Raw genomic sequence first — 19338 nt, forward strand, 5'->3', positions numbered from 1 at the left:
CCCGTTCGCAGGTGGTACCTGGGTACGAGTCTGACCGAAGAGGTCGGTACCTGCAGGGGATCCGGACCACCCCCGGTGGTTCGTAAGTTGGGACTCACCGTCGACACCGACGACACCGCCCGCGATCCGAGGAGCATCATGATCGAGACACACGGACTCACCAAGCAGTACGGTCGCAAGACGGCCGTCAACGATGTGTCCTTCACCGTCCGTCCGGGGCAGGTCACCGGATTCCTCGGCCCGAACGGTGCCGGCAAGTCGACCACCATGCGGCTGATCCTGGGGCTGGATCGTCCCACGTCCGGGACCGTCACGGTGCTGGGCAGGTCGTACGCCGATCATCCCGCACCCCTGCATGCCCTCGGGGCGCTGCTCGACGCGAAGGGCGTGCATCCCGGACGCTCGGCCCGCAGCCACCTCAGCGCTCTCGCCGCGACGCACCGGATCCCCGTGTCCCGTGTCGACGAGGTACTCGAGATGACCGGGCTCTCGAGCGTCGCGGGCAAGCGGGTCGGCGGCTTCTCGCTGGGCATGGGGCAGCGGCTCGGGATCGCCGCGGCGATGCTCGGCGACCCGCAGGTGCTGCTGCTCGACGAACCCGTGAACGGTCTCGATCCCGACGGCGTCTACTGGGTGCGCCGCCTCGTGCGCCAGCTGGCGGCCGAGGGGCGCACGGTGCTGCTCTCCAGCCACCTCATGAGCGAGATGGCGCAGACCGCCGACCACGTGATCGTGCTCGGTCGCGGCAAGGTCGTCGCCGATGCGCCGATCGGCGAGTTCGTCGGCGGGAGCGGCCAGCGGGTCACTGTCGGCAGCCCCGACGCGGCTCGTCTCGCAGCGGTGCTGACCGATCCCGGCGCGCACCCCGGTCTCGACATCGAATCGCTCGGCGAGCACCGTTTCAGCGTCGCGGGCATGACCGCAGCTGAGATCGGCCGTGCGGCAGTGGAGCACGGCATCGAGCTGCACGAGCTGACGCCCGTGGCGTCGAGTCTCGAGGACGCGTACCTCGCGCTCACCCGCGACGAGGTCGAGTACACGACGCCGCAGGCCGCCTGAACCGCATCACGACAAAGGATTCCATCATGACGACACTCACCGTCTCCGCTTCCGATCACATCAACTCGGGCAATGTCGGGCTGCGCACCGACGCCGGTCGCCGCGTCGCCTTCGGCGGCGTACTCAAGTCGGAGTGGATCAAGCTCTGGTCGCTGCGCAGCATCAAGATCACGATCGCCATCACCCTCCTCATGGGGCTCGGCATGAGCGCGCTCATGGCGTTCAACCTGAACACGGAGTACGCCGGAGCTCCTGCCGAGGCGCTCTCGGGGTTCCTCCTCTTCTCCGCCACGTTCACGGGGTCCTTCATCGCGCTGGTCTTCGGCGTGCTGGGGGTGTTCACCATCACGAGCGAGTACGCGAGCGGCATGATCCTCTCCTCGCTCGCCGCCGTGCCACGGCGCGGCCCGGTGTTCGCGGCGAAGGCCCTCATGCTCGCCCTCATCTCCGCGGTGACGGCGCTCATCGTCGTCGGCGGCGGACTCGGGATCGCGACTGCGGCGCTTCCCGAAGCCGCGAGCCGGCTCACCGACCCGATCGTGATCGCCGGTGCGCTCGGCACGGTCGCCTTCCTGGTGCTCATCGCGCTGATGGCGTTCGGGATCGCCGCGCTGCTGCGCAGCACCGCGGGCGGCATCGCGCTCGTGGCCGGCATCTGCTTCGTCGTGCCGCTCGCCCTGAACGTCATGCAGTTCACCGGTTGGGAGTGGGTGAGCACCGTCTCGGCGTACGTGCCGACGGCGCTCGGCAGCACGCTCGGCCAGGGCACGGCTCCGCTGCCTCCAGGAGCGGAGGGGCCGACCTTCTGGGTGGCGCTCGCCGGCATGGCGGCGTGGGCCGCGGTGGCACTGATTCCCGCGGCGATCGCGTTCCAGCGCCGCGACGCCAAGTAGCGGTCAGTCGGAACGACCCGCGCAGGCTTCGGCCTCCGCGGGTCGTTCCGCGCGTGCGACCGAGATCGCGGCGAGCACCTGTCGGCGCAGCGCGTCACCGCGAGCGGCGAATCCGCGCTGCAGATCCGCGTACTCCCGTTTGCCCTCGGGCGTCTCGATCGGGATCGCCGCCAACCCGAATCCGCTCACCTCGTAGGGAGACGCCCGCATGTCGACCTCGCGGATCTCGCTCGCCAACACGAACGCGTCGAGCAGTACCGCACCCGGCACGATGGGTCCGAGCTTGGCGGCCCACTTGTACACGTCCATGCCGGCGTGCAGACAGCCGGACTGCTCGAGATCGCGCTGCGACTCGCGGGTCGGAGTGAGCTCGTTGAGCGGCAGCGCCGCGTCGGTGAAGAAACGATACGCATCGAAGTGGGTGCAGACGATCGGGTGCGCGTCGACGACCGCGTCGGTCGCCTCGTGACCGACGCGCAGTTCGAGACCGCGATGTCGGAGGTGCTCGGGGCTCATGCGGTAGACCATCGCCCACTCGTGCAACCCGAAGCAGCCGAACCGGGGCGGTCGGTCCAGCGTGCGCTCGAGCAACGACTCCACGTAGTCGACGGTGCCTGACCGTTTCGCGAAGTACTCCTCGAGATCCACCGCAGCGTCGGCGACCGCGTCGCCCGCCGGTTCCGGCCGGTAGTGCCGCCAGCTCGCGCGCTCCTCACCGGCACCCGCCAGGGCGACGCCCGCCCCGGGATGCCAGCGGCGCAGTTGCCCCGGCGTGGTCGTGTAGTAGGTGAACAGGAAGTCTTCGATCGGGTGCCGCTCGCCGCGCGACTTCCGTTCCCGGTGCGCGGCGGTCAGCGCGTCCGCGCGCTCGGCGTGCGCGCGCTCGAGGGCACGCCACTCGTGCTCCGGCAGGCGCGTCGGGTCCGATGCGGTCCCAGCGCGGGCGTGGCGATCCGCGCGGGCGGGAGCCAGGGTCGATCCGACACCGCTCACTCCGCCTCGCGTCCCCTCAACCGGTCGATCTCGCGGCGCTCGCGCTTGGTCGGCCTGCCGGCGCCGCGATCCCGGACGATGGCGGCCGGACGCTCCACCCGGGGCGGTGGCGGCGGCGTGAGATCGTCGAAGTACCGCGCGGCCTCCGTCGCGCTGCCGCGGCGCGTGGCGAGACCGGTGACGCGGTAGACGCGATCGAAGCCGTGCAGACGCACCTTCACCTCGTCGCCGACGCGCACGGACTGCGACGCCTTGGCCGTGCTGTCGTTCAGGCGCACATGGCCGGCGCGGCAGGCCGCCGTCGCCTGACTCCGGGTCTTCGCCAAGCGCACCGCCCAGACCCAGGCATCGATGCGCACCGAGTCGCTCGCCATGCCCACCATGGTATCGAGCCCCGCCCGACGTCGCGCTCGCCGCCGTGCTCCGGGTCGGGCAGAATCGAGGGGTGACCAGCGCATACGACACCATCGCCGCGACGGTCGACGTCGAGATGGAGGTGACGCGATCCCGCTTTCTGACGCGGCTCGCCCGGGTCGAGACGGAGGAGCACGCGAGAGCGGTCATCGCGGCGGTGCGCGCCGAGCACCCGCGTGCACGGCACCACTGCTCCGCGTTCGTGATCGGCGCAGACGGCCGGGTGCGTCGGTCGAACGATGACGGAGAGCCGAACGGCACAGCTGGAGCGCCGATGCTCGATGCGCTGACTTCCGCCGGACTCAGCGACATCGTCGCCGTGGTGACGCGCTACTTCGGGGGCGTGCTGCTCGGCGCGGGCGGGCTCACCCGCGCCTACCGGGGTGCGGTCGCCGAGGCGATCCTCTCGGCTCGCCGTGTGCGCCGCGAGATCAGACACGAGGTGCGGGTGACAGGCGGGTACGACATCGCCGGAGGCATCGAAGCCGAGGCCAGACGGCGCGGGTACGGTGTGGGATCCGCCGAGTACGGCGCGGAGGTGACGCAGACGTACCTGGTCGCGGAGACCGAGGTGGACGCGCTCTTCGCGCTCGCCGCCGAGATGAGCGCGGGCGCCGCCGGTACGGTACTCGGTGACGCGGGCTACGTCGACGTGTGAGACGTGGCACTCTGGCATGACGCGACGATCCCGCGTGATGCTTATTCTGGTGAGGACGCGCTCGACCGACCGAACGCCCCGAACGCACGACCACCCCGACCGCCCGGAGATGAGAGCCGCCCGTGAACGACCGCAGTGAATCGCTGCCCCGGTACTCCGGTGCCGAGGGGAGCGGGGTGCGACTGCCCCGACCGCCGGGGATGCTGCGACGCTGGGTCACCAACCACGGCCGCGCGGTCGACATCACGATCGTCGTCGTGTACCTCTTCGGGTGCGCGCTCGCGGTGCTCCTCGACCTGATCGCGGGGAGCGCGGATCCCGAGCCGCTCACCGGGATCTTCCTGCCCGCCCTTCCCGGGTACCTCACGTGGCCGTGGATCCTGGTGGCGCTCTTCCGCGCGGCAGCCGTGGCGACGGCGCTGCTCTTCCGTCGGCGGTTCCCGCTGATCGGACTCGCGATCGTCGCGGTCATGCTCTTCGGCGAGCAGGGGGCCCAGACGCTCCCGAACTCGGTCGCCATCTGGTTCATGCTCTACGCCGTCCCGGTCTACCGCAGCGTCGCCGCCGGATGGGTGGGGTTCGGCATCGCCGTCGGCGCCTACGCCCTGCAGGTCTTCATCAACGAGATGTGGGGGCCGTTCACGGTCGGCAGCCCCGGCGCGATCGTCACGGCGGAGGCTCCGGGGGAGAGCCGCGACCTGTTCGTCATCATCGTCGGTATCTTCATGACGGCGCTCTTCTATCTCGCGATCCTGCTCGTCGCGATCAACCTCGGCAATCGTCGCCGCTATCTCAGCGCCATCATCGATCGGGCCCATCAACTGGCGCGGGAGCGCGACCAGCTGGCGCAGCTGGCCGTCGCCGAAGAGCGCTCGCGCATCGCGAGAGAGATGCACGACATCGTCGCCCACTCCGTCTCCGTCATGATCGCGCTCTCGGAGGGTGCAGCACGCGTCGCCGAGAAAGCTCCGGACGCCGCGGCGGACGCGATGGTGCGCAGCGCCGAGACGGGACGCACGGCGCTCGCTGAAATGCGCAGGCTTCTCGGAGCGCTCACAGAACCCGCCGCATCGGAAGTCGAGTACGTGCCGCAGCCGGGTGTGGACGAATTGCCCGAACTCATCCGCGGCTTCACCGATGCCGGTATCCAGCCGCGCCTCACCGTGCTCGGCAGCGCCGCGGGCGACCGCGGCCAGGACCTCGCTGTCTACCGGATCGTGCAGGAGGGGCTCACCAACGTGCTCCGCTACGCCGGCCCGGGGGCACGGGTCGACGTCACCGTGGACCGGTCGGCCGACCGTACCGATGTGACGGTGCGCGACTTCGGCGTGGTGCCCGGCGGGCCAGGTCCCCTCTCCGGCGTCGGATCGGGGCGCGGCCTGCGCGGGCTCGAAGAACGCGTTCGCGTGTTCGGCGGGCACATCGAGTCGGGGCCGGTGCCGGGAGGCGGATGGCAGCTCCGCGCGATCCTCCCCGTGAGCGCGGACGCCCGTGAACGCCCGAGGGACGCCTCCCCGGGCTCGGAAGCAGTAGCGGCGCCCCCGGCGCCGACACCGACCGCGCCGGAACCGCCGGTGCCGAACCCGGAGGAACCCTCATGAGCGCAGCACCGATCCGAGTGATGCTGGTCGACGATCAGGATCTGATCCGCACCGGATTCCGGCTCGTGCTCTCGGCGGAGTCGGACATCGATGTGGTCGGCGAGGCCACCGACGGTGCCACCGCGCTCGAGGTGCTCGCCCGCCTCGACGGGGCCTGCGATGTGATCCTGATGGACGTCCGCATGCCGGGCATGAACGGCATCGACGCGTCGGCCGAGGTGGCGCGGCGGTTTCCGCAGACGAAGGTGCTCGTGCTCACCACGTTCGACCTCGACGAATACGCGACGGCGGCCATCCAGGCGGGTGCGAGCGGCTTCCTGTTGAAGGACGCCCGACCCAGCGAACTGCTCGACGCCATCCAGCGGGTGGCCGACGGAGACGCGGTCATGGCGCCGAGCGTGACGCGGCGCATGCTCGAGCAGATGCGCACCGGCGGTGGAGCGAGCGAACTGAACGGCTTGGCGGTGGCGCCCGCGTCGCAGATCGCCAGCGCGGGGACCGCCGATGAACCGGGCGCCGACCTCTCCGAGGTGCTCACCGAACGCGAGATCGAGGTGCTCAAGCTCATCGCCGAGGGCAAGAACAACGCCGAGATCAGCGGCGAGCTCTTCCTCTCCGAGTCGACGGTGAAGACGCACGTGGGGCGGATCCTGTCGAAGCTCGCACTGCGCGACCGCGTGCACGCCGTCATCTACGCCCGCACCCACGGCCTGTAACCGAGGCGATCGTCTGCCGCACGCATTGTCGAGACTGCGCGACCGTGCCCGCTGTCAGTCGTACCGGATACCCTGAACGGGTGGACCACTGGGCAGAGATCGTCGGGCAGACCGCGGCAGTCGCAGCGCTCGAGCGCGCCGCGTCACCCGAGGGCGCCGGCGAACTCGCGCACGCCTGGCTCATCACCGGCCCCCCGGGGTCGGGGCGCTCGAATCTGGCGGAGCGCTTCGCGGCGGCGTTGATCGCGCGCGACCCCTCCGAGCGCGGCCGCATCTTCGACCAGGTGCACGCGCGCACCCACCCCGACTACGCGCTGCTGACGACGCAGGCCGTGACGATCCGCGTCGACGACGTGCGCGAGTTCATCAAGAACGCCTACTACGCCCCCGCCGACGGGCGATACCGGGTCATCGTGGTCGAAGACGCCGACCGGATGCCCGAGCGCACCTCCAACGTCCTGCTGAAAGTGTTGGAAGAGCCGCCCGAGCGAACGATCTGGATCCTGTGCGCGCCGAGTGAGGCCGACCTGCTGCCGACCATCCGATCGCGGACGCGGTCGGTGCGCCTCGTGACCCCGTCGGCCGACGACATCGCGCGCCTGCTGCACGCCCGCGACGGCATCGACCTCGACGCGGCCGAGCGAGCGGCGAGGCTCTCGCAGAACCACATCGGCATGGCACGACGACTCGCGACCAGCCCCGAAGCCCTCGACCGGCGTGCGCAGAGCATCGCCGCCGCACTCGCCGTCACGACCCTCGGCGATGCGATGCGTGCCGCGAGCGAACTGCTGAAAGTGGCCGAAGCCGACGCCGCCGCGTTGACGGAGCAGCTCGACACGCGCGAACGCGCCGAAGCGATGCGCAATCTCGGGCTCGAACCCGGCGCGGCGATCCCCCCGCAGTTGCGCGGTCAGATGAAAGCGCTCGAAGAAGATCAGAAGCGCCGTGCGACGCGGAGCCTGCGCGACGGTATCGACCGTGTGCTCACCGACCTGCTCTCGCTGTACCGGGATGTGCTGCTCACCGCGATCTCCGTGACTGACGCCACCGCAGGCGCCGCGCTCATCAACAGCGAAGAACGCGATCGTATCGTCGAGCTCGCCGAGCGCTGGGGTCCGCGCCGCGCGCTCGCCGCGATCGATGCGCTCGAGCAGGCGCGCGATCGACTGTCGCGCGGCGTGACCCCGGGTCTCGTGCTCGAAGCGCTCTTCGCCGGACTCATCGTCGACCCGGCCGGTGCCGAGTGACCGACGACGAGACGCCGCGACGACGCGGGCCTCGCGCCGTCATCGTCACGGTCGCGATCCTGGTGGTCGTCGCGCTCGGGGTCTACGGAATCCTGCCGCTGTTCATCGGATCGCGCGCCGCGACCGACCCCGAGCCCGGGCCGCTCCCCGAGGCGCCAGCCGCCAGCGTCGAGGCGTTCGGCGCGCAAGAGCCCGAATGGTGGGACTGCGCCGACGGCACGCAATGCGCCGATGTGTACGCCCCGATCGACTGGGCCGACCCGGCAGGAGACCGCATCACGCTCCGCCTCGTCAAGCAACCCGCCACCGGGGGTGAGGCGGTGGGCACGCTCTTCGTGAACCCCGGAGGTCCCGGTGCATCGGGGGCGGGGTTCGTCGCCGGAGGCGTCGACGGCTCGGTGACCCAGCAGGTGCAGGCCGCGTACGACATCGTGGGCTGGGATCCGCGGGGCGTCGGCGCCTCGACCCCGGTGGACTGCTACGACGACGCCCAGATGGACGACTACCTGTTCGGCGACGATGAGGCCGAGAATCTCGAACCGGGCAGCGACGAGTGGATCGCCGCAGCGGTCGACGAGTCGACGAAGTTCGGCGAAGCCTGCGCCGCCGAAACCGGGCCGCTCATCGCCCACGTGGGCACCGATGAGACGGTGCGCGACCTCGATATGCTGCGCGCCATCTTCGGTGAGGACACGCTCGACTACATCGGCTACTCGTACGGCACGATGATCGGCGCTCGCTACGCCGACGCCTACCCCGAACGGGTCGGCCGGTTGGTGCTCGACGGTGCCATGGATCCCGACACGAGCGAGTTCGATGTCGTCCGCGAGCAGACCCGAGGATTCGAGGCAGCCCTGCGGGCGTACGTGGCCGACTGCCTCGAGCGCGACGGCTGTCCCTTGACCGGGAACGTCGACACGGCGATGTCGCAGATCGGCGACCTGCTGCAACGCGTCGACGCAGAGCCAGTGACCGGCGACGACGGACGCATCGTCACGGTGAACACGCTGCTCACCGCCATCATCACGCCGCTGTACTCGCCGGACTCGTGGTCAGCGCTCGACGACCTCTTCAGCACGGTATCGGCTGGGGACGCTCAGGTCGCGCTCGGCCTCGCCGACTTCTACTTCAACCGTGAAGACGGTCAGTACACCGACAACCAGACGGAAGCGTTCTCCGCCATCAACTGCGCCGACTACGGCAGCGACTTCGACGCCGAACGCATGCGTGAGCAAGCGGACGAGCTTGCACGCATCGCCCCGACCATCGGCCCGTACCAGGGCTACGGCGAGGTGAGCTGCGCCCGCTGGCCCTCGGCCGGCGAGAGCCAGCGGTCGGCGGTGAGCGGGGCGGGGGCGGCACCGATCCTGGTCGTCGGCACGACCGGCGACCCCGCCACCCCCTACCGCTGGGCTGAGTCGCTTGCCGAGCAGCTCGAGAGCGGCGTGCTCGTCACCTACGAGGGTGAGGGTCACACCGCCTACGGCGAAAACGCCTGCGTCGATGAGACGGTGGACGCCTACCTGCTGGAGGGAACGGTCCCCGCAACGGACCCCCGCTGCGCGTAGGCGGCCCCGCCCCTCGGGCCCGCCCCCGGGCGCTTGCACCGCGACAGCGTCGCCCGCCCCGCGGCCCCGCCCTGCCCCGCGGCCCCGCCCTGCCCCGCGGCCCCACCCTGCACCCCCGTCGCCGAGATTGCAGTTCGTCTGGCTTCGCACCACGCGAAGGGTGCGAAAGTGAGCTTTCGGCGGGGTTAGCGCGGCGCGGGCGCAGGCCCGCGCGCTCGTTGCGCCCGATGTGCTTCGCAGCTCACGAGGTGCTACAGTAATCACTTGTGCGCGGCGCTGTCTGCGTGCAGGCCGCCTTAGCTCAGTCGGTAGAGCGATTCACTCGTAATGAATAGGTCGCCGGTTCGATTCCGGCAGGCGGCTCCACTCTTCTTTCCCTCTCTCGCACCGCGTGCGATTCGAGCGGTGACCTGCGAGCCCGGTTCACGCACCACGCTCAGACTTCGGGTGTCTGCCCGAAGGTCTCGGGGTTCACGGGCCGCTGGTATTTCGGGAGGTTCGCGACCACGAGCAGGTACGATTCGGTGACGAGATCGTCAAGCAGGTCGGGATCGATGCGCCCGCCCGCCCGCACCGTGATCCAGTGCCGCTTGTTCATGTGGTAGCCCGGTGTGATGTCGGTGTGGGACTCGCGCAGGGCACGTCCGTCGGCCGGCGAGGCTTTGAGGTTGACGATCGGCACGCCGTCGAGTGCGGACTGCAACATGAAGACCTTGCCGCGAACCTTGTAGACGTCCCATTCGTCTCCGAAGGGGTGCGTGAGTTCGGCGCCCGGGAGTTCCTCGCATCGGGCGGCGGTGCGGGCGTGGAGTTCTCGTCCGTCCACAGTGTTCCTTTCGTGCATCGTGCCGGCTGCAGACGGGGCGGCCCGACGTGCGCTCCTGATCGTATGCCGACGAGTGGCAGATGGTCTACAGGGCCCGCGGGCTACACTGCGAGGGTGTTGAGCGCCTCCCCACCCCGTCGACGATCGGGTGCGGCCCGATGGTCGGGAACGCGATCATCGACGGCGACGGTATTTGCCCGGGTGTTGACCGGGGTGCTCGCCGCGCTGCTCATCGTCGCCGGTATCAGTGCTGTCGCGCACGGGGAGTCGGCTGGTGCCGAGACCGTGCGCGGTTCACACGCGCCGATGGTCAGCGAGATCACTCCGACCCCCGCCGAGCCGACCCCCGCCGAGCCGACCGCCGCCGAGCCGACCGCCGCCGAAACGATCGCCTGCGTGATCGGCGCGCTCTGCGCGATCGTCATCGTGGCGGTGGCGCGTCACCGGCTGCTGCGGGTGCCGCGGCGTGCACCGGGCCTGCGACCGCGACTGCAAGACATCCGCCCGACGGGCCCCACGGATCCCGGTCTGGCGAGGATCCCGATCCTGCTTCGCCTCGGCGTGCTCCGTATCTGAACACGGGAGGTTCGACTCACCCCCCCCATTCATAGATCCCACCCCACGGAGTTCTTTCATGTCTCGACCCACCCACCCCGCTCGCCTATCTCACACATCGCCGTCTCGGTGGCAGCGTCTCAGTACATCGACGAAAACGATGCTCATCGCGATCCCGTCTCTCATCCTCGTCGTCGGCATCATCATCCTCGTCGCGGTGCTGAACCGCCCGGCTGCCGGTGATGCCGGAAGCGCCGGGGTCGACGCCGTGCAACCCAATTCTCGCTATCTCGATGAGGTGGGGGAGGACGCCCCCACGCTCGTCGAGTTCCTCGACTTCGAGTGCGGCGCTTGCGGCGGCATTTATCCGGCGATGGAGCAGATTCGGGAGCGCTACGACGGCGAGATCAACTATGCGATCCGGTACTTCCCGATCCCGAGCCACGCGAACGGGTTGACCTCCGCTATCGCGGTCGAGGCCGCGGCCGAGCAGGGTGAACTCGAGGCGATGTATCGCATGATGTTCGAGACGCAGTCCGAGTGGGGTGGCCAGCAGGAGTCGCAGGCCGACCGCTTCCGCGGGTACGCCGAGCAGATCGGTCTCGATATGGAGGCCTACGATGCGGCGGTCGCCGATCCTGAGACGGAAGCGCGCGTCGAGCAGGATCGCCTGGCCGGGCAAGCCCTCGGCATCTCCGGCACCCCGACGTTCTTCTTGGATGGTGAGGTGCTCGAGTTGACGCAGGAGAGCGACCTCACCGGCGCACTCGATCGCGCCATCGAGGATCGCGGGGGCGAAGCCCCCTGATCCCCGCACCGTTTCCGGATGGTGCGCGCTCGCGGATCAGGGCGTGGGCGCCACCACCGGGAACGGTTCGCCGCCGTATCGCTCGTCCGCGACGTTCATGATCGCCGGCCAGATCGATTGATCGGCCTGTTGGAGCCCCGCGAAGTTCTGCGTGGACACGTTGCCGCTTACGTTGCCGACCCAGGTGGCGGTGGAGACCTCGGTGCTCGCTCCGACCGTCCAGTTGTCGCCCTGGTCGTCGGTCGTGCCGGTCTTCGCGAGGTGCGGCACGCCGGTCGCCGACTGGGCGTGCGTTGCGAGGCCCTGGTTCACGGTGTACTCGAGGGTCGAAGCGACTCCAGCCGCGACCTCGGGTTCGATCCCCTCCGAGCACTCGCTCTGCGAGAAGGCGACGTCGTTGCCCTCCGGGTCGGCGATCGATTCGATCGGCACCGGGGTGCACACCGTGCCGTCTCCGGCGAACGCGCCGTACGCGGATGCCATGGTGATCGGCGCAATCTCGTCGATGCCGCCGTACACGTTGGAGGGGACTCGACTGAGCTCTCGCGTGCCGAAGCTCGGCAGATCCTCGTTCGTCTGGTCCGACGCGCGATGGATGCCCAGCTTCTCGGCGGTGTCGAAGGTGCCGCAGAGATCCATCTGCTGCTGCATGGAGACGAGTCCGCCGTTCAGCGACTGAGCGATCGCGGTCTGCACCGTCTGGGTGCCGCGAACATCCTCGTTGTCGTTCGTGAACTCGAAGGTGCCCGACCCATATACTCCGCCGGGCATGCAAGACGCGGGGAACGAGCTCTCGTCGACGGAGCGCCCGTCGACGTCGACCGTATCCTGCACCGAATGTCCGGTGCGCAGCCATTCGGCGAGCGTGACGGGCTTGAAGGTGGACCCGACCTGGAATCCGCCGGATCCGCCGTACTCGAAGTCGGTGTTGTAGTTCACACTCGTGTAGCCGGGGTTCGCCTCGATGAACGCGTCATCCTCGCTGAATGGACGGTTCTGGGCCATCGCGCGCACCTTGCCGGTCCCGACTTCGACGCTGGAGCTCGCCGAGCCGACGTCGATCCCGTCCATCTCGGCAGGGACCGCATCGCGGGTGGCGTCGACGGCGGCGCGCTGCATGTCGGGGTCGAGGGTGGTCTCGATCTCGTAGCCGCCGCGGATGAACGTGAAGTACCGTTCCTCCGGGGTATCGCCGAAGGCCGGATCATTCAGAATGTACTGCTGCACGTAGTTGCAGAAGTGACCCATTCCTTTCTCCTCCGCCACCGAGCAGCCCGACGGGCGCGGGGAGATGTCGGGTTCGACCGGCGTGGCGACCGCCTCGTCATGTTCGGTCTGAGAGATGCGATCCTGCTTGAGCATCGAGTCGAGGATCTGGTCGCGCCGCTGCTGATTCGCCTCGATGTTTTCGTCGATGTCGATCTGCAGGTTCGACGGGTCGTTCACCATCGCGACGAGGCTCGCCGACTCCGCGATCGAGAGATCCTGAGCGCTCTTGCCGTAGTAGTACTGCGCCGCCGACTCGATGCCGTAGATCTGCCGGCCGAACAGCGCGATGTTCAAGTAGCCGAGCAGGATGTCCTCCTTCGAGTACTCCTTCTCGATGCTGACGGCGTACCGCATCTCCTGCAGTTTCCGGTCCATGTCCTGGCGCATCGCGTCCTCGTAGGCGGCTTCGCGCTCATCCGGGTCGGCGATCGACTCGGCCTCCTGCACGAGTACGTTCCGCACGTACTGCATGGTGATGGTCGAGGCGCCGGAGAGGTTCTGGCCGGCGACGTTCTGCACGACGGCGCGCCCGGCCGCGAGCACGTCGATGCCGCTGTGCGAGTAGAAGCGGGGATCCTCCTCGGCCACGGCGGCGTCCTTCACCGTCTGAGGGATGTCCTCCCACTCGACGGGCTCGCGATCCTGCGCGTAGAACGTCGCGATCTCTTCGCGCTCGCCGTCGCTGTCCGCGTAAATCGTCGAGGGCTGCGCGAGTGCGCCGGGGTCGAGGTGTTCGGGCAGATTCTCGAAGACGTTGATGGCGGTCGTCGCCGCCGCACCGCTCACCGCCACCACCGGAGTGACGGCGGCGGTGAGGAGTACGCCCGCGACGGCGCTCATCGCGACGGCGCCGAGCACTCCGGTGATGCGTCGGCCGGGCCGCTCGGGCTCACCGGTGGCCTCGGCCTCCTCGGGCGGCTCGAGCTCGGTTTCGGGATCGGTGTCGGGCTGGCCGAGATCCGGATCTTGTGGTTCGCTCATTCGGAAGGTTCCTCCGAGGTCCTGAGTCCGGACCCGTCAACCGGTGTGCCGGCGTTCGCTCGTTGTTCGATCGTGTGTGCTCTCCGTCTTCCAGGCTAAGCAGACCGACCTGAGAGCGACCGCAATCGGTGCACCTGAGCGGTGCTTGCGATGGACACAGCGCACCCTCCGTGCGGGCACACCCCCCGAAGGACGCTCGAGCGCGTCACACAAATTCAGTGTGGTGTATAGAGAATGGCGCAACCGGGAAAGTCAGCGGAGAATGCTACTCGCATCCCACGCCGTCACCGTCGCGATCCAAGTGAGGTCCGTAACCGGGGTCACCCGCATACACCGGAGCAGCGCCCGCGGCTCGTGCGGCGGAGCAGTTCTGGAAGTAGGTGGGTGTGGGCGATGTCGCGGGCTCCGATTCCGTGCTGGGAACTGCCGCGGCCGCCTGGGCTTCGGCGGCGTCTGCGCGTTGTTTCTCCGACGAGGTCTTCGCTTCTGCTTCGGCGACCTTCGCGGTGAGGTCCTCGACAGACTTCGTCAGGGTCTCGATTTCGTCCGAGAGATCGTCCCGCTCCTCGGTGAGAGCCGCTGCTTGCTCATCATGAGACTTCACGGCGTCGTCGAGCGCGGTTGCTGCAGTGGTGTTCTCTTCCTGACTGAGGGTGAGCTGCTGCTCGAGATCGCTGATGGTGCTGCGATTGGCAGCATCTGCATCGCTTCCCGCGCCGATCCCGACGCCGAGGAGCAGGGCGGCAGCGCCTGTGGTCGCAACGACCCAGATCGGCGCACGTCGCTTCTGCGTGTTCCCGCGTCCCGTGCGGCGTTTGCGCGGGCGGGAGCTTGGAGCATCGGACTTTTCGGCCACGGCGTTCTGCACATGTGTCGTCCACTGCAGGCCGTCCCAGTACCGAACCTCGAGATCGTTCTCAGGGTTCGGGTACCAACCTGCTGGGATGCTCGTCATGAGCATCATCTTGCCAAGCATCGAGTGTTGTTTTTGTGCCGTCTCGGAAACGTGTCCAATACGTTACCGACGATTCAACGTGCGGTCTCTGGCCCCCCGCCTCAACACCCCGCCGCGATAGACTGTGGCCGCGCAACTGCGCGGGTCTGCCAATGAAGTGAGAGGTTCGAGATGTCGCAGTATCGGGTTCAGAATCCCGCCACCGGTGAGGTCGTCGAGACGTTCGAGACGGCCACCGATCAGCAGATCGAGGAGGCGTTGGCGCAGGCCCATGACGCGTACATCGGGTGGCGCGAGCGCAGCATTCAGGATCGCGCCGCGGTGGTGCGCCGCGTGGCCGAGCTCTTCGAGGAGCGGAAGCAGGAGCTCGCCGAGATCATCTCGCTCGAGATGGGCAAGCCGCTCGCCGAGAGCATCGACGAGGTCGAGTTCGCGGCATCGATCATCGACTACTACGGGGTGCACGGTCCCGGTCTCGCCACGGACTATGAGATTCCGAGCACGATCCCTGGCAAGGCGGTCATCGAGCAGCGGCCGGTGGGTGCGCTGCTGGGGGTGATGCCGTGGAACTTCCCGTACTACCAGGTGGCCAGATTCGCTGCGCCGAACCTCGTGCTCGGCAACACCATCATGTTGAAGCACGCGGAGATCTGCGCGCGGTCGGCGCTCGCGATCGAGCAGATCATGCGCGACGCCGGTGTGCCGGTGGGCGGGTATCAGAACCTCTTCGCCTCGCACGATCAGATCGCCGAGATCATCGCCGATGCACGAGTGCAGGGCGTCTCGCTCACGGGTTCGGAGCGCGCGGGCGCGATCATCGGCGAGCAGGCGGGCCGGAACCTCAAGAAGGCGGTGCTCGAGCTCGGTGGGATCGACCCGATGATCGTGCTCGACGCCGACGATGTCGCCGAGGTGGCTCGTGAGGCGTGGGGGTTCCGTGTGAGCAACGGCGGGCAGGTCTGCAACTCGAACAAGCGCCTCATCGTGATGGACGACATCTACGACGACTTCGTCGCCGAGCTCGAGCGACTCGCGACGGGCCTCGAGCCCGGTGATCCGCTCGATCTGTCCGACGGTCAGTTCACGCCGCTGTCGACGCGCGAGGCCGCCGAGAAGGTGCACAGCCAGGTGCAGCAGGCCGTGGCCGAGGGAGCGACCCTGCGGGTGGGCGGCGTGCTCTCCGACGGGCCGGCCGCGTACTACTCGCCCGCGGTGCTGACCGGGGTGCCCCGCGACTCCGCGACGTACCGTCAAGAGATCTTCGGTCCGGTCGCGACGGTGTACCGGGTCTCGAGCGACGAAGAGGCGATCGCACTCGCCAACGACTGCGATTTCGGTCTCGGCGGATCGGTGTTCTCGACCGATCCCGCTCGCGCGAAGCGGCTCTCGGATCGGCTTGAGGTCGGTATGACGCATGTGAACACCATCGCGGCCGAATCGGCCGAGCTGCCGTTCGGCGGCGTGAAGTACTCGGGCTTCGGGCGCGAGATGGGGCCGCTCGGCATGGGCGAGTTCGTGAACCGCCGCCTGCACTTCATCGCCGAGTAACCGGGTCGCGCCCCGCGAACCGCGAGTCGCGAGTCGCGAGCTCAGCCAACCTCGGCGCACCCGCGCACGCGAGCGGGCGTGCTGCCGGATCCTGAAGGATCGCTGCAGCACGCCCGCTCGGTGAAGTGGCCGGGGCGCGGGGCTACTCGGCGTCGACGAGGTAGCGGCTGTACGCCGGAACAGTGAGGAAGTTCGCGAACGTGTCGGCGAGTGCCACCTCGCGGAAGACCGCGACGGCGTCGTCGAAGCGGTCTCCGCGGGTGCGCTCCAGTCGGCCCATGAACTCGTCGACGAGTCCGGAGACCCACTCGCGAGTGACGGAGGTGCCGTCGGCGGTGACCTGACCCTGCTGGATCCACTGCCAGATCTGCGAGCGGCTGATCTCGGCGGTGGCGGCGTCCTCCATCATGTGGTCGATGGCGGCCGCGCCGATCCCGCGCAGCCAGGATTCGATGTAGCGGATGCCGATCGCGATGTTGTCGCGCACTCCGGTCTCGGTGACGTCGCGGCCGATGCGCACGTCGAGGAGCTGTTCGGCGGTGACGTGCACGTCGTCGCGCTGTCGCGAGATCTGGTGCGGCTCGATTCCCAGTACGGCATCGAACTCGGCGCGCGCGATGGGAACGAGGTCGGGGTGCGCCACCCACGTGCCGTCGAATCCGTCACCGGCTTCGCGCTGCTTGTCGGCGCGGACCTGCTCCTCGGCATGATGCGTCACCTCGGGGTCGCGACGGTTCGGAATGAAGGCGCTCATGCCGCCGATCGCGTGGGCGCCGCGCCGATGGCAGGTCTGCACGAGGAGTTCGGTGTACGCCCGCATGAACGGCACCGTCATCGTGACTTCGCTGCGGTCGGGGAGCACGAAGCGAGCGCCGCGACCGCGGTAGTTCTTCACGATGGAGAAAATGTAGTCCCAGCGTCCCGCGTTCAGTCCGGCGCAGTGGTCGCGCAGCACGTACAGGATCTCCTCCATCTCGAACGCGGCAGGCAGCGTCTCGATGAGTACGGTGGCGCGGATGGTGCCGTGGGGCAGCCCGAGCTGCTCCTCGGTGTCGGTGAAGATGTCGTCCCAGAGCTTCGCCTCTTCGCTCGACTCGATCTTCGGCAGGTAGAAGTAGGGGCCGCGGCCACGCGACACGAGTTCGCGCGCGTTGTGGAACGCGTAGAGTCCGAAGTCCACGAGACTCGCGGAGGCCGCGCCCGATCGGCCGCTCCGGTCGGTGTAGCGGAGGTGCTTCTCGACGAGGTGCCACCCGCGGGGACGCATGATGATGGTGGGCGTGCGTTCGGCGGTCACCCGGTACTCGCGGCCCTCGGGAGTGGTGAAGTCGAGGCGGTCGCGGATCGCGTCGAACAGCGAGCGCTGTCCGCCGATGATGTTGTGCCAGGTCGGGCTCGTCGCATCCTCGAAGTCGGCGAGCCAGACGTGGGCCCCAGAGTTCAGCGCGTTCACGGTCATCTTCGGACCGACGGGCCCGGTGATCTCGACCCGCCGATCCTCGAGGCCGGGTGCCGGGGGAGCGACGCGCCACGACTCGTCCTCACGGATGTGACGGGTGTCGTCGCGGAACTGGGGGTCCCTTCCGTTGCCGATCTCGTAGCGCTTGCGCTGACGGTCGGCGAGACGGTCGTGCCGTGCGCCGGCGAAGCGGTCGTGGAGGTGCGCGACGAAGGCGATGGCGTCGGGAGTCAGGATCCGGTCCTCGCCCGCGATCGGGCGAGCGATGACCTCGAGGCGCGATCCGACGGTCGCGGTCTGCTCGCGCGTCTCGGTGAATGGTGGTGCAGTGGTGGTCTGGGTGGGAGACATGACGTGGCCTTTCACGTGTGGGGTCAGTACGGGGTGCGGGGTCGGTGACAGCGTTGGAGGCTCAGTGGAACTGTCCCTCTTCGGTGGAGCCGACGAGCGCGAGGGTCGACGCGTCGGGGTTCAGTGCCGTGGAGACGGCGTCGAAGTATCCGGTGCCGACTTCGCGCTGGTGCTTCGTGGCGGTGTAACCGCGGGCCTCATCGGCGAACTCGCGTTCCTGCAACTCGACGTAGGCGCTCATGCCGTTGCGGGCGTAGCCGTGCGCGAGGTCGAACATCGACGAGTTCAACGCGTGGAATCCGGCGAGGGTGATGAACTGGAACGTGAAGCCCATCGCTCCGAGCTCGCGCTGGAACTTCGCGATGGTGTCGTCGTCGAGGTGGCGGCGCCAGTTGAACGACGGCGAGCAGTTGTAGGCGAGCATCTGGTCGGGGAACTCGGCTTTCACCCCCTCGGCGAAGCGGCGCGCCAGGTCGAGGTCTGGGGTGCCCGTCTCCATCCAGATGAGGTCGGAGTAGGGGGCGTAGGCGCGAGCGCGGGCGATGCAGGGCTGCAAGCCGTTGCGGACCTTGTAGAAGCCTTCGGCGGTGCGCTCGCCGGTGATGAACTCGCGATCGCGCTCATCGACATCCGAGGTGATGAGGGTCGCGGCCTCGGCATCGGTGCGTGCGACGACCACCGACGGGACGCCGGCGACGTCCGCTGCGAGGCGAGCCGCGTTCAGCGTGCGCACGTGCTGCTGCGTGGGGATCAGCACCTTGCCTCCGAGGTGGCCGCACTTCTTCTCGCTCGCCAGCTGATCCTCCCAGTGCACGCCCGCGGCGCCGGCGGTGATCATCGACTTCATGAGCTCGTACGCATTGAGCGGACCGCCGAAGCCGGCCTCTGCGTCCGCGACGATCGGCACGAGCCAGTCCTCGACGCTGCGCTCGCCCTCGGCGTGTTCGATCTGATCGGCACGGAGCAAAGCGTTGTTGATGCGGCGCACCACCTGCGGTACCGAGTTCGCGGGGTAGAGCGACTGGTCGGGGTAGGTCTGGCCGGCGAGGTTCGCGTCGGCGGCCACCTGCCACCCGGAGAGGTAGATCGCGCGGAGACCGGCTTTCACCTGCTGCACGGCCTGGTTGCCGGTGAGTGCGCCGAGGGCGTGCGTGTACCCGCCGTTCGGGGCCTCCGCGGTGAGCTGCGTCCAGAGCTGTTCGGCTCCGCGCCGGGCGAGAGTGTGCTCCTCCTGCACGGTGCCGCGCAGACGGACGACGTCTTCCGCTCGGTAGTCGCGGGTGGTCTGCTCCCACCGCGGGTCGTTGTTCCATTCCCACTCGAGTTGCGTCGCTGCGTCGTTCACGGTGTCTCCTTCGATCGTGTGTGTTCCGGGATATTTTCCATTCTTGGGTGCGACCTCCGCGGCTGTGCCCGACTTCTGCGCAGAATTTCGAC

At 68.6% G+C, this 19338-nt stretch carries 17 protein-coding genes and 1 tRNA gene; 11 read left to right on the forward strand and 7 right to left on the reverse strand.

The annotated features are described in order from the left end of the window. Window positions 1–138: 138 nt before the first annotated feature. Both J4H85_RS02880 and J4H85_RS02885 read left to right on the forward strand, forming a co-directional pair. A complete protein-coding gene (locus J4H85_RS02880; RefSeq protein ID WP_208236703.1) occupies window positions 139–1059 on the forward strand; it encodes an ABC transporter ATP-binding protein in 921 nt (306 codons plus the stop codon). 26 nt (window positions 1060–1085) lie between these two features. Next, window positions 1086–1952, forward strand: coding sequence for an ABC-2 transporter permease (locus tag J4H85_RS02885; RefSeq protein ID WP_208236705.1), 867 nt, complete (start codon window positions 1086–1088; stop codon window positions 1950–1952). A 3-nt stretch (window positions 1953–1955) separates the two neighbouring features. Here the strand turns inward: J4H85_RS02885 and J4H85_RS02890 are convergent, their stop codons facing one another. Together J4H85_RS02890 and J4H85_RS02895 are read right to left on the reverse strand one after the other, a co-directional pair. After that, window positions 1956–2945, reverse strand: a complete 990-nt coding sequence (locus J4H85_RS02890) for a 3-methyladenine DNA glycosylase (protein ID WP_307863345.1) — start codon at window positions 2943–2945, stop codon at window positions 1956–1958. After that, a complete protein-coding gene (locus tag J4H85_RS02895) occupies window positions 2942–3319 on the reverse strand; it encodes an RNA-binding S4 domain-containing protein (RefSeq protein ID WP_208236707.1) in 378 nt (125 codons plus the stop codon). Before J4H85_RS02895 ends, J4H85_RS02890 begins: the two co-directional genes overlap by 4 nt. A gap of 71 nt (window positions 3320–3390) precedes the next feature. On the opposite strand from J4H85_RS02895, the gene J4H85_RS02900 reads away from it, so the two are divergent. The 6 genes from J4H85_RS02900 (at window position 3391) to J4H85_RS02925 (ending at window position 9515) form a co-directional block, all read left to right on the forward strand. Further along, window positions 3391–4017 carry a YigZ family protein gene (locus J4H85_RS02900; RefSeq protein ID WP_208236709.1) on the forward strand — a complete coding sequence of 209 codons (627 nt, stop codon included), beginning with the start codon at window positions 3391–3393 and terminating at the stop codon, window positions 4015–4017. A gap of 122 nt (window positions 4018–4139) precedes the next feature. Next, entirely contained in the window at window positions 4140–5618 is a 1479-nt protein-coding gene (locus J4H85_RS02905) for a sensor histidine kinase (protein ID WP_307863347.1), read from the forward strand. After that, window positions 5615–6334 (forward strand): response regulator transcription factor, encoded by a 720-nt coding sequence (locus tag J4H85_RS02910; protein WP_208236711.1) that lies wholly within the window; start codon window positions 5615–5617, stop codon window positions 6332–6334. The genes J4H85_RS02905 and J4H85_RS02910 overlap by 4 nt, the downstream gene beginning before the upstream one ends. A gap of 80 nt (window positions 6335–6414) precedes the next feature. Continuing rightward, window positions 6415–7581, forward strand: coding sequence for a DNA polymerase III subunit delta' (locus tag J4H85_RS02915; protein ID WP_208236713.1), 1167 nt, complete (start codon window positions 6415–6417; stop codon window positions 7579–7581). Beyond that, window positions 7578–9149 carry an alpha/beta hydrolase gene (locus tag J4H85_RS02920; RefSeq protein ID WP_208236715.1) on the forward strand — a complete coding sequence of 524 codons (1572 nt, stop codon included), beginning with the start codon at window positions 7578–7580 and terminating at the stop codon, window positions 9147–9149. Before J4H85_RS02915 ends, J4H85_RS02920 begins: the two co-directional genes overlap by 4 nt. A gap of 290 nt (window positions 9150–9439) precedes the next feature. Then, window positions 9440–9515 (forward strand) — tRNA-Thr (locus J4H85_RS02925). Window positions 9516–9585: 70 nt separating this feature from the next. Here the strand turns inward: J4H85_RS02925 and J4H85_RS02930 are convergent. Then, on the reverse strand, window positions 9586–9975 hold the full coding sequence (locus J4H85_RS02930) for an MmcQ/YjbR family DNA-binding protein (RefSeq protein ID WP_307863348.1): 390 nt from the start codon (window positions 9973–9975) through the stop codon (window positions 9586–9588). Window positions 9976–10089: 114 nt separating this feature from the next. On the opposite strand from J4H85_RS02930, the gene J4H85_RS02935 reads away from it, so the two are divergent. Together J4H85_RS02935 and J4H85_RS02940 are read left to right on the forward strand one after the other, a co-directional pair. Then, window positions 10090–10551 (forward strand): hypothetical protein, encoded by a 462-nt coding sequence (locus J4H85_RS02935; RefSeq protein WP_208236719.1) that lies wholly within the window; start codon window positions 10090–10092, stop codon window positions 10549–10551. A 139-nt stretch (window positions 10552–10690) separates the two neighbouring features. Further along, window positions 10691–11338 carry a DsbA family protein gene (locus J4H85_RS02940; RefSeq protein WP_243893306.1) on the forward strand — a complete coding sequence of 216 codons (648 nt, stop codon included), beginning with the start codon at window positions 10691–10693 and terminating at the stop codon, window positions 11336–11338. Between the two features lie 36 nt (window positions 11339–11374). Here J4H85_RS02940 and J4H85_RS02945 read toward each other — a convergent pair whose 3' ends face one another. Together J4H85_RS02945 and J4H85_RS02950 are read right to left on the reverse strand one after the other, a co-directional pair. Then, window positions 11375–13588: a transglycosylase domain-containing protein gene (locus J4H85_RS02945; RefSeq protein WP_208236723.1), complete on the reverse strand. Its 2214-nt coding sequence runs from the start codon at window positions 13586–13588 to the stop codon at window positions 11375–11377. Between the two features lie 265 nt (window positions 13589–13853). Beyond that, window positions 13854–14543: an excalibur calcium-binding domain-containing protein gene (locus J4H85_RS02950; protein WP_243893307.1), complete on the reverse strand. Its 690-nt coding sequence runs from the start codon at window positions 14541–14543 to the stop codon at window positions 13854–13856. A 171-nt stretch (window positions 14544–14714) separates the two neighbouring features. On the opposite strand from J4H85_RS02950, the gene J4H85_RS02955 reads away from it, so the two are divergent. Next, complete coding sequence (locus J4H85_RS02955) at window positions 14715–16091, forward strand: NAD-dependent succinate-semialdehyde dehydrogenase (protein WP_208236727.1); 1377 nt, start codon at window positions 14715–14717, stop codon at window positions 16089–16091. A gap of 142 nt (window positions 16092–16233) precedes the next feature. Here the strand turns inward: J4H85_RS02955 and aceB are convergent, their stop codons facing one another. Together aceB and aceA are read right to left on the reverse strand one after the other, a co-directional pair. Then, entirely contained in the window at window positions 16234–17901 is a 1668-nt protein-coding gene (gene aceB, locus J4H85_RS02960; protein WP_208236729.1) for a malate synthase A, read from the reverse strand. A gap of 61 nt (window positions 17902–17962) precedes the next feature. Next, window positions 17963–19246: an isocitrate lyase gene (gene aceA, locus J4H85_RS02965; protein ID WP_307863350.1), complete on the reverse strand. Its 1284-nt coding sequence runs from the start codon at window positions 19244–19246 to the stop codon at window positions 17963–17965. Window positions 19247–19338 lie beyond the last annotated feature (92 nt).

It is taken from the genome of Leucobacter tardus (assembly GCF_017583045.1).
Taxonomy (GTDB): Bacteria; Actinomycetota; Actinomycetes; order Actinomycetales; family Microbacteriaceae; genus Leucobacter; species Leucobacter tardus.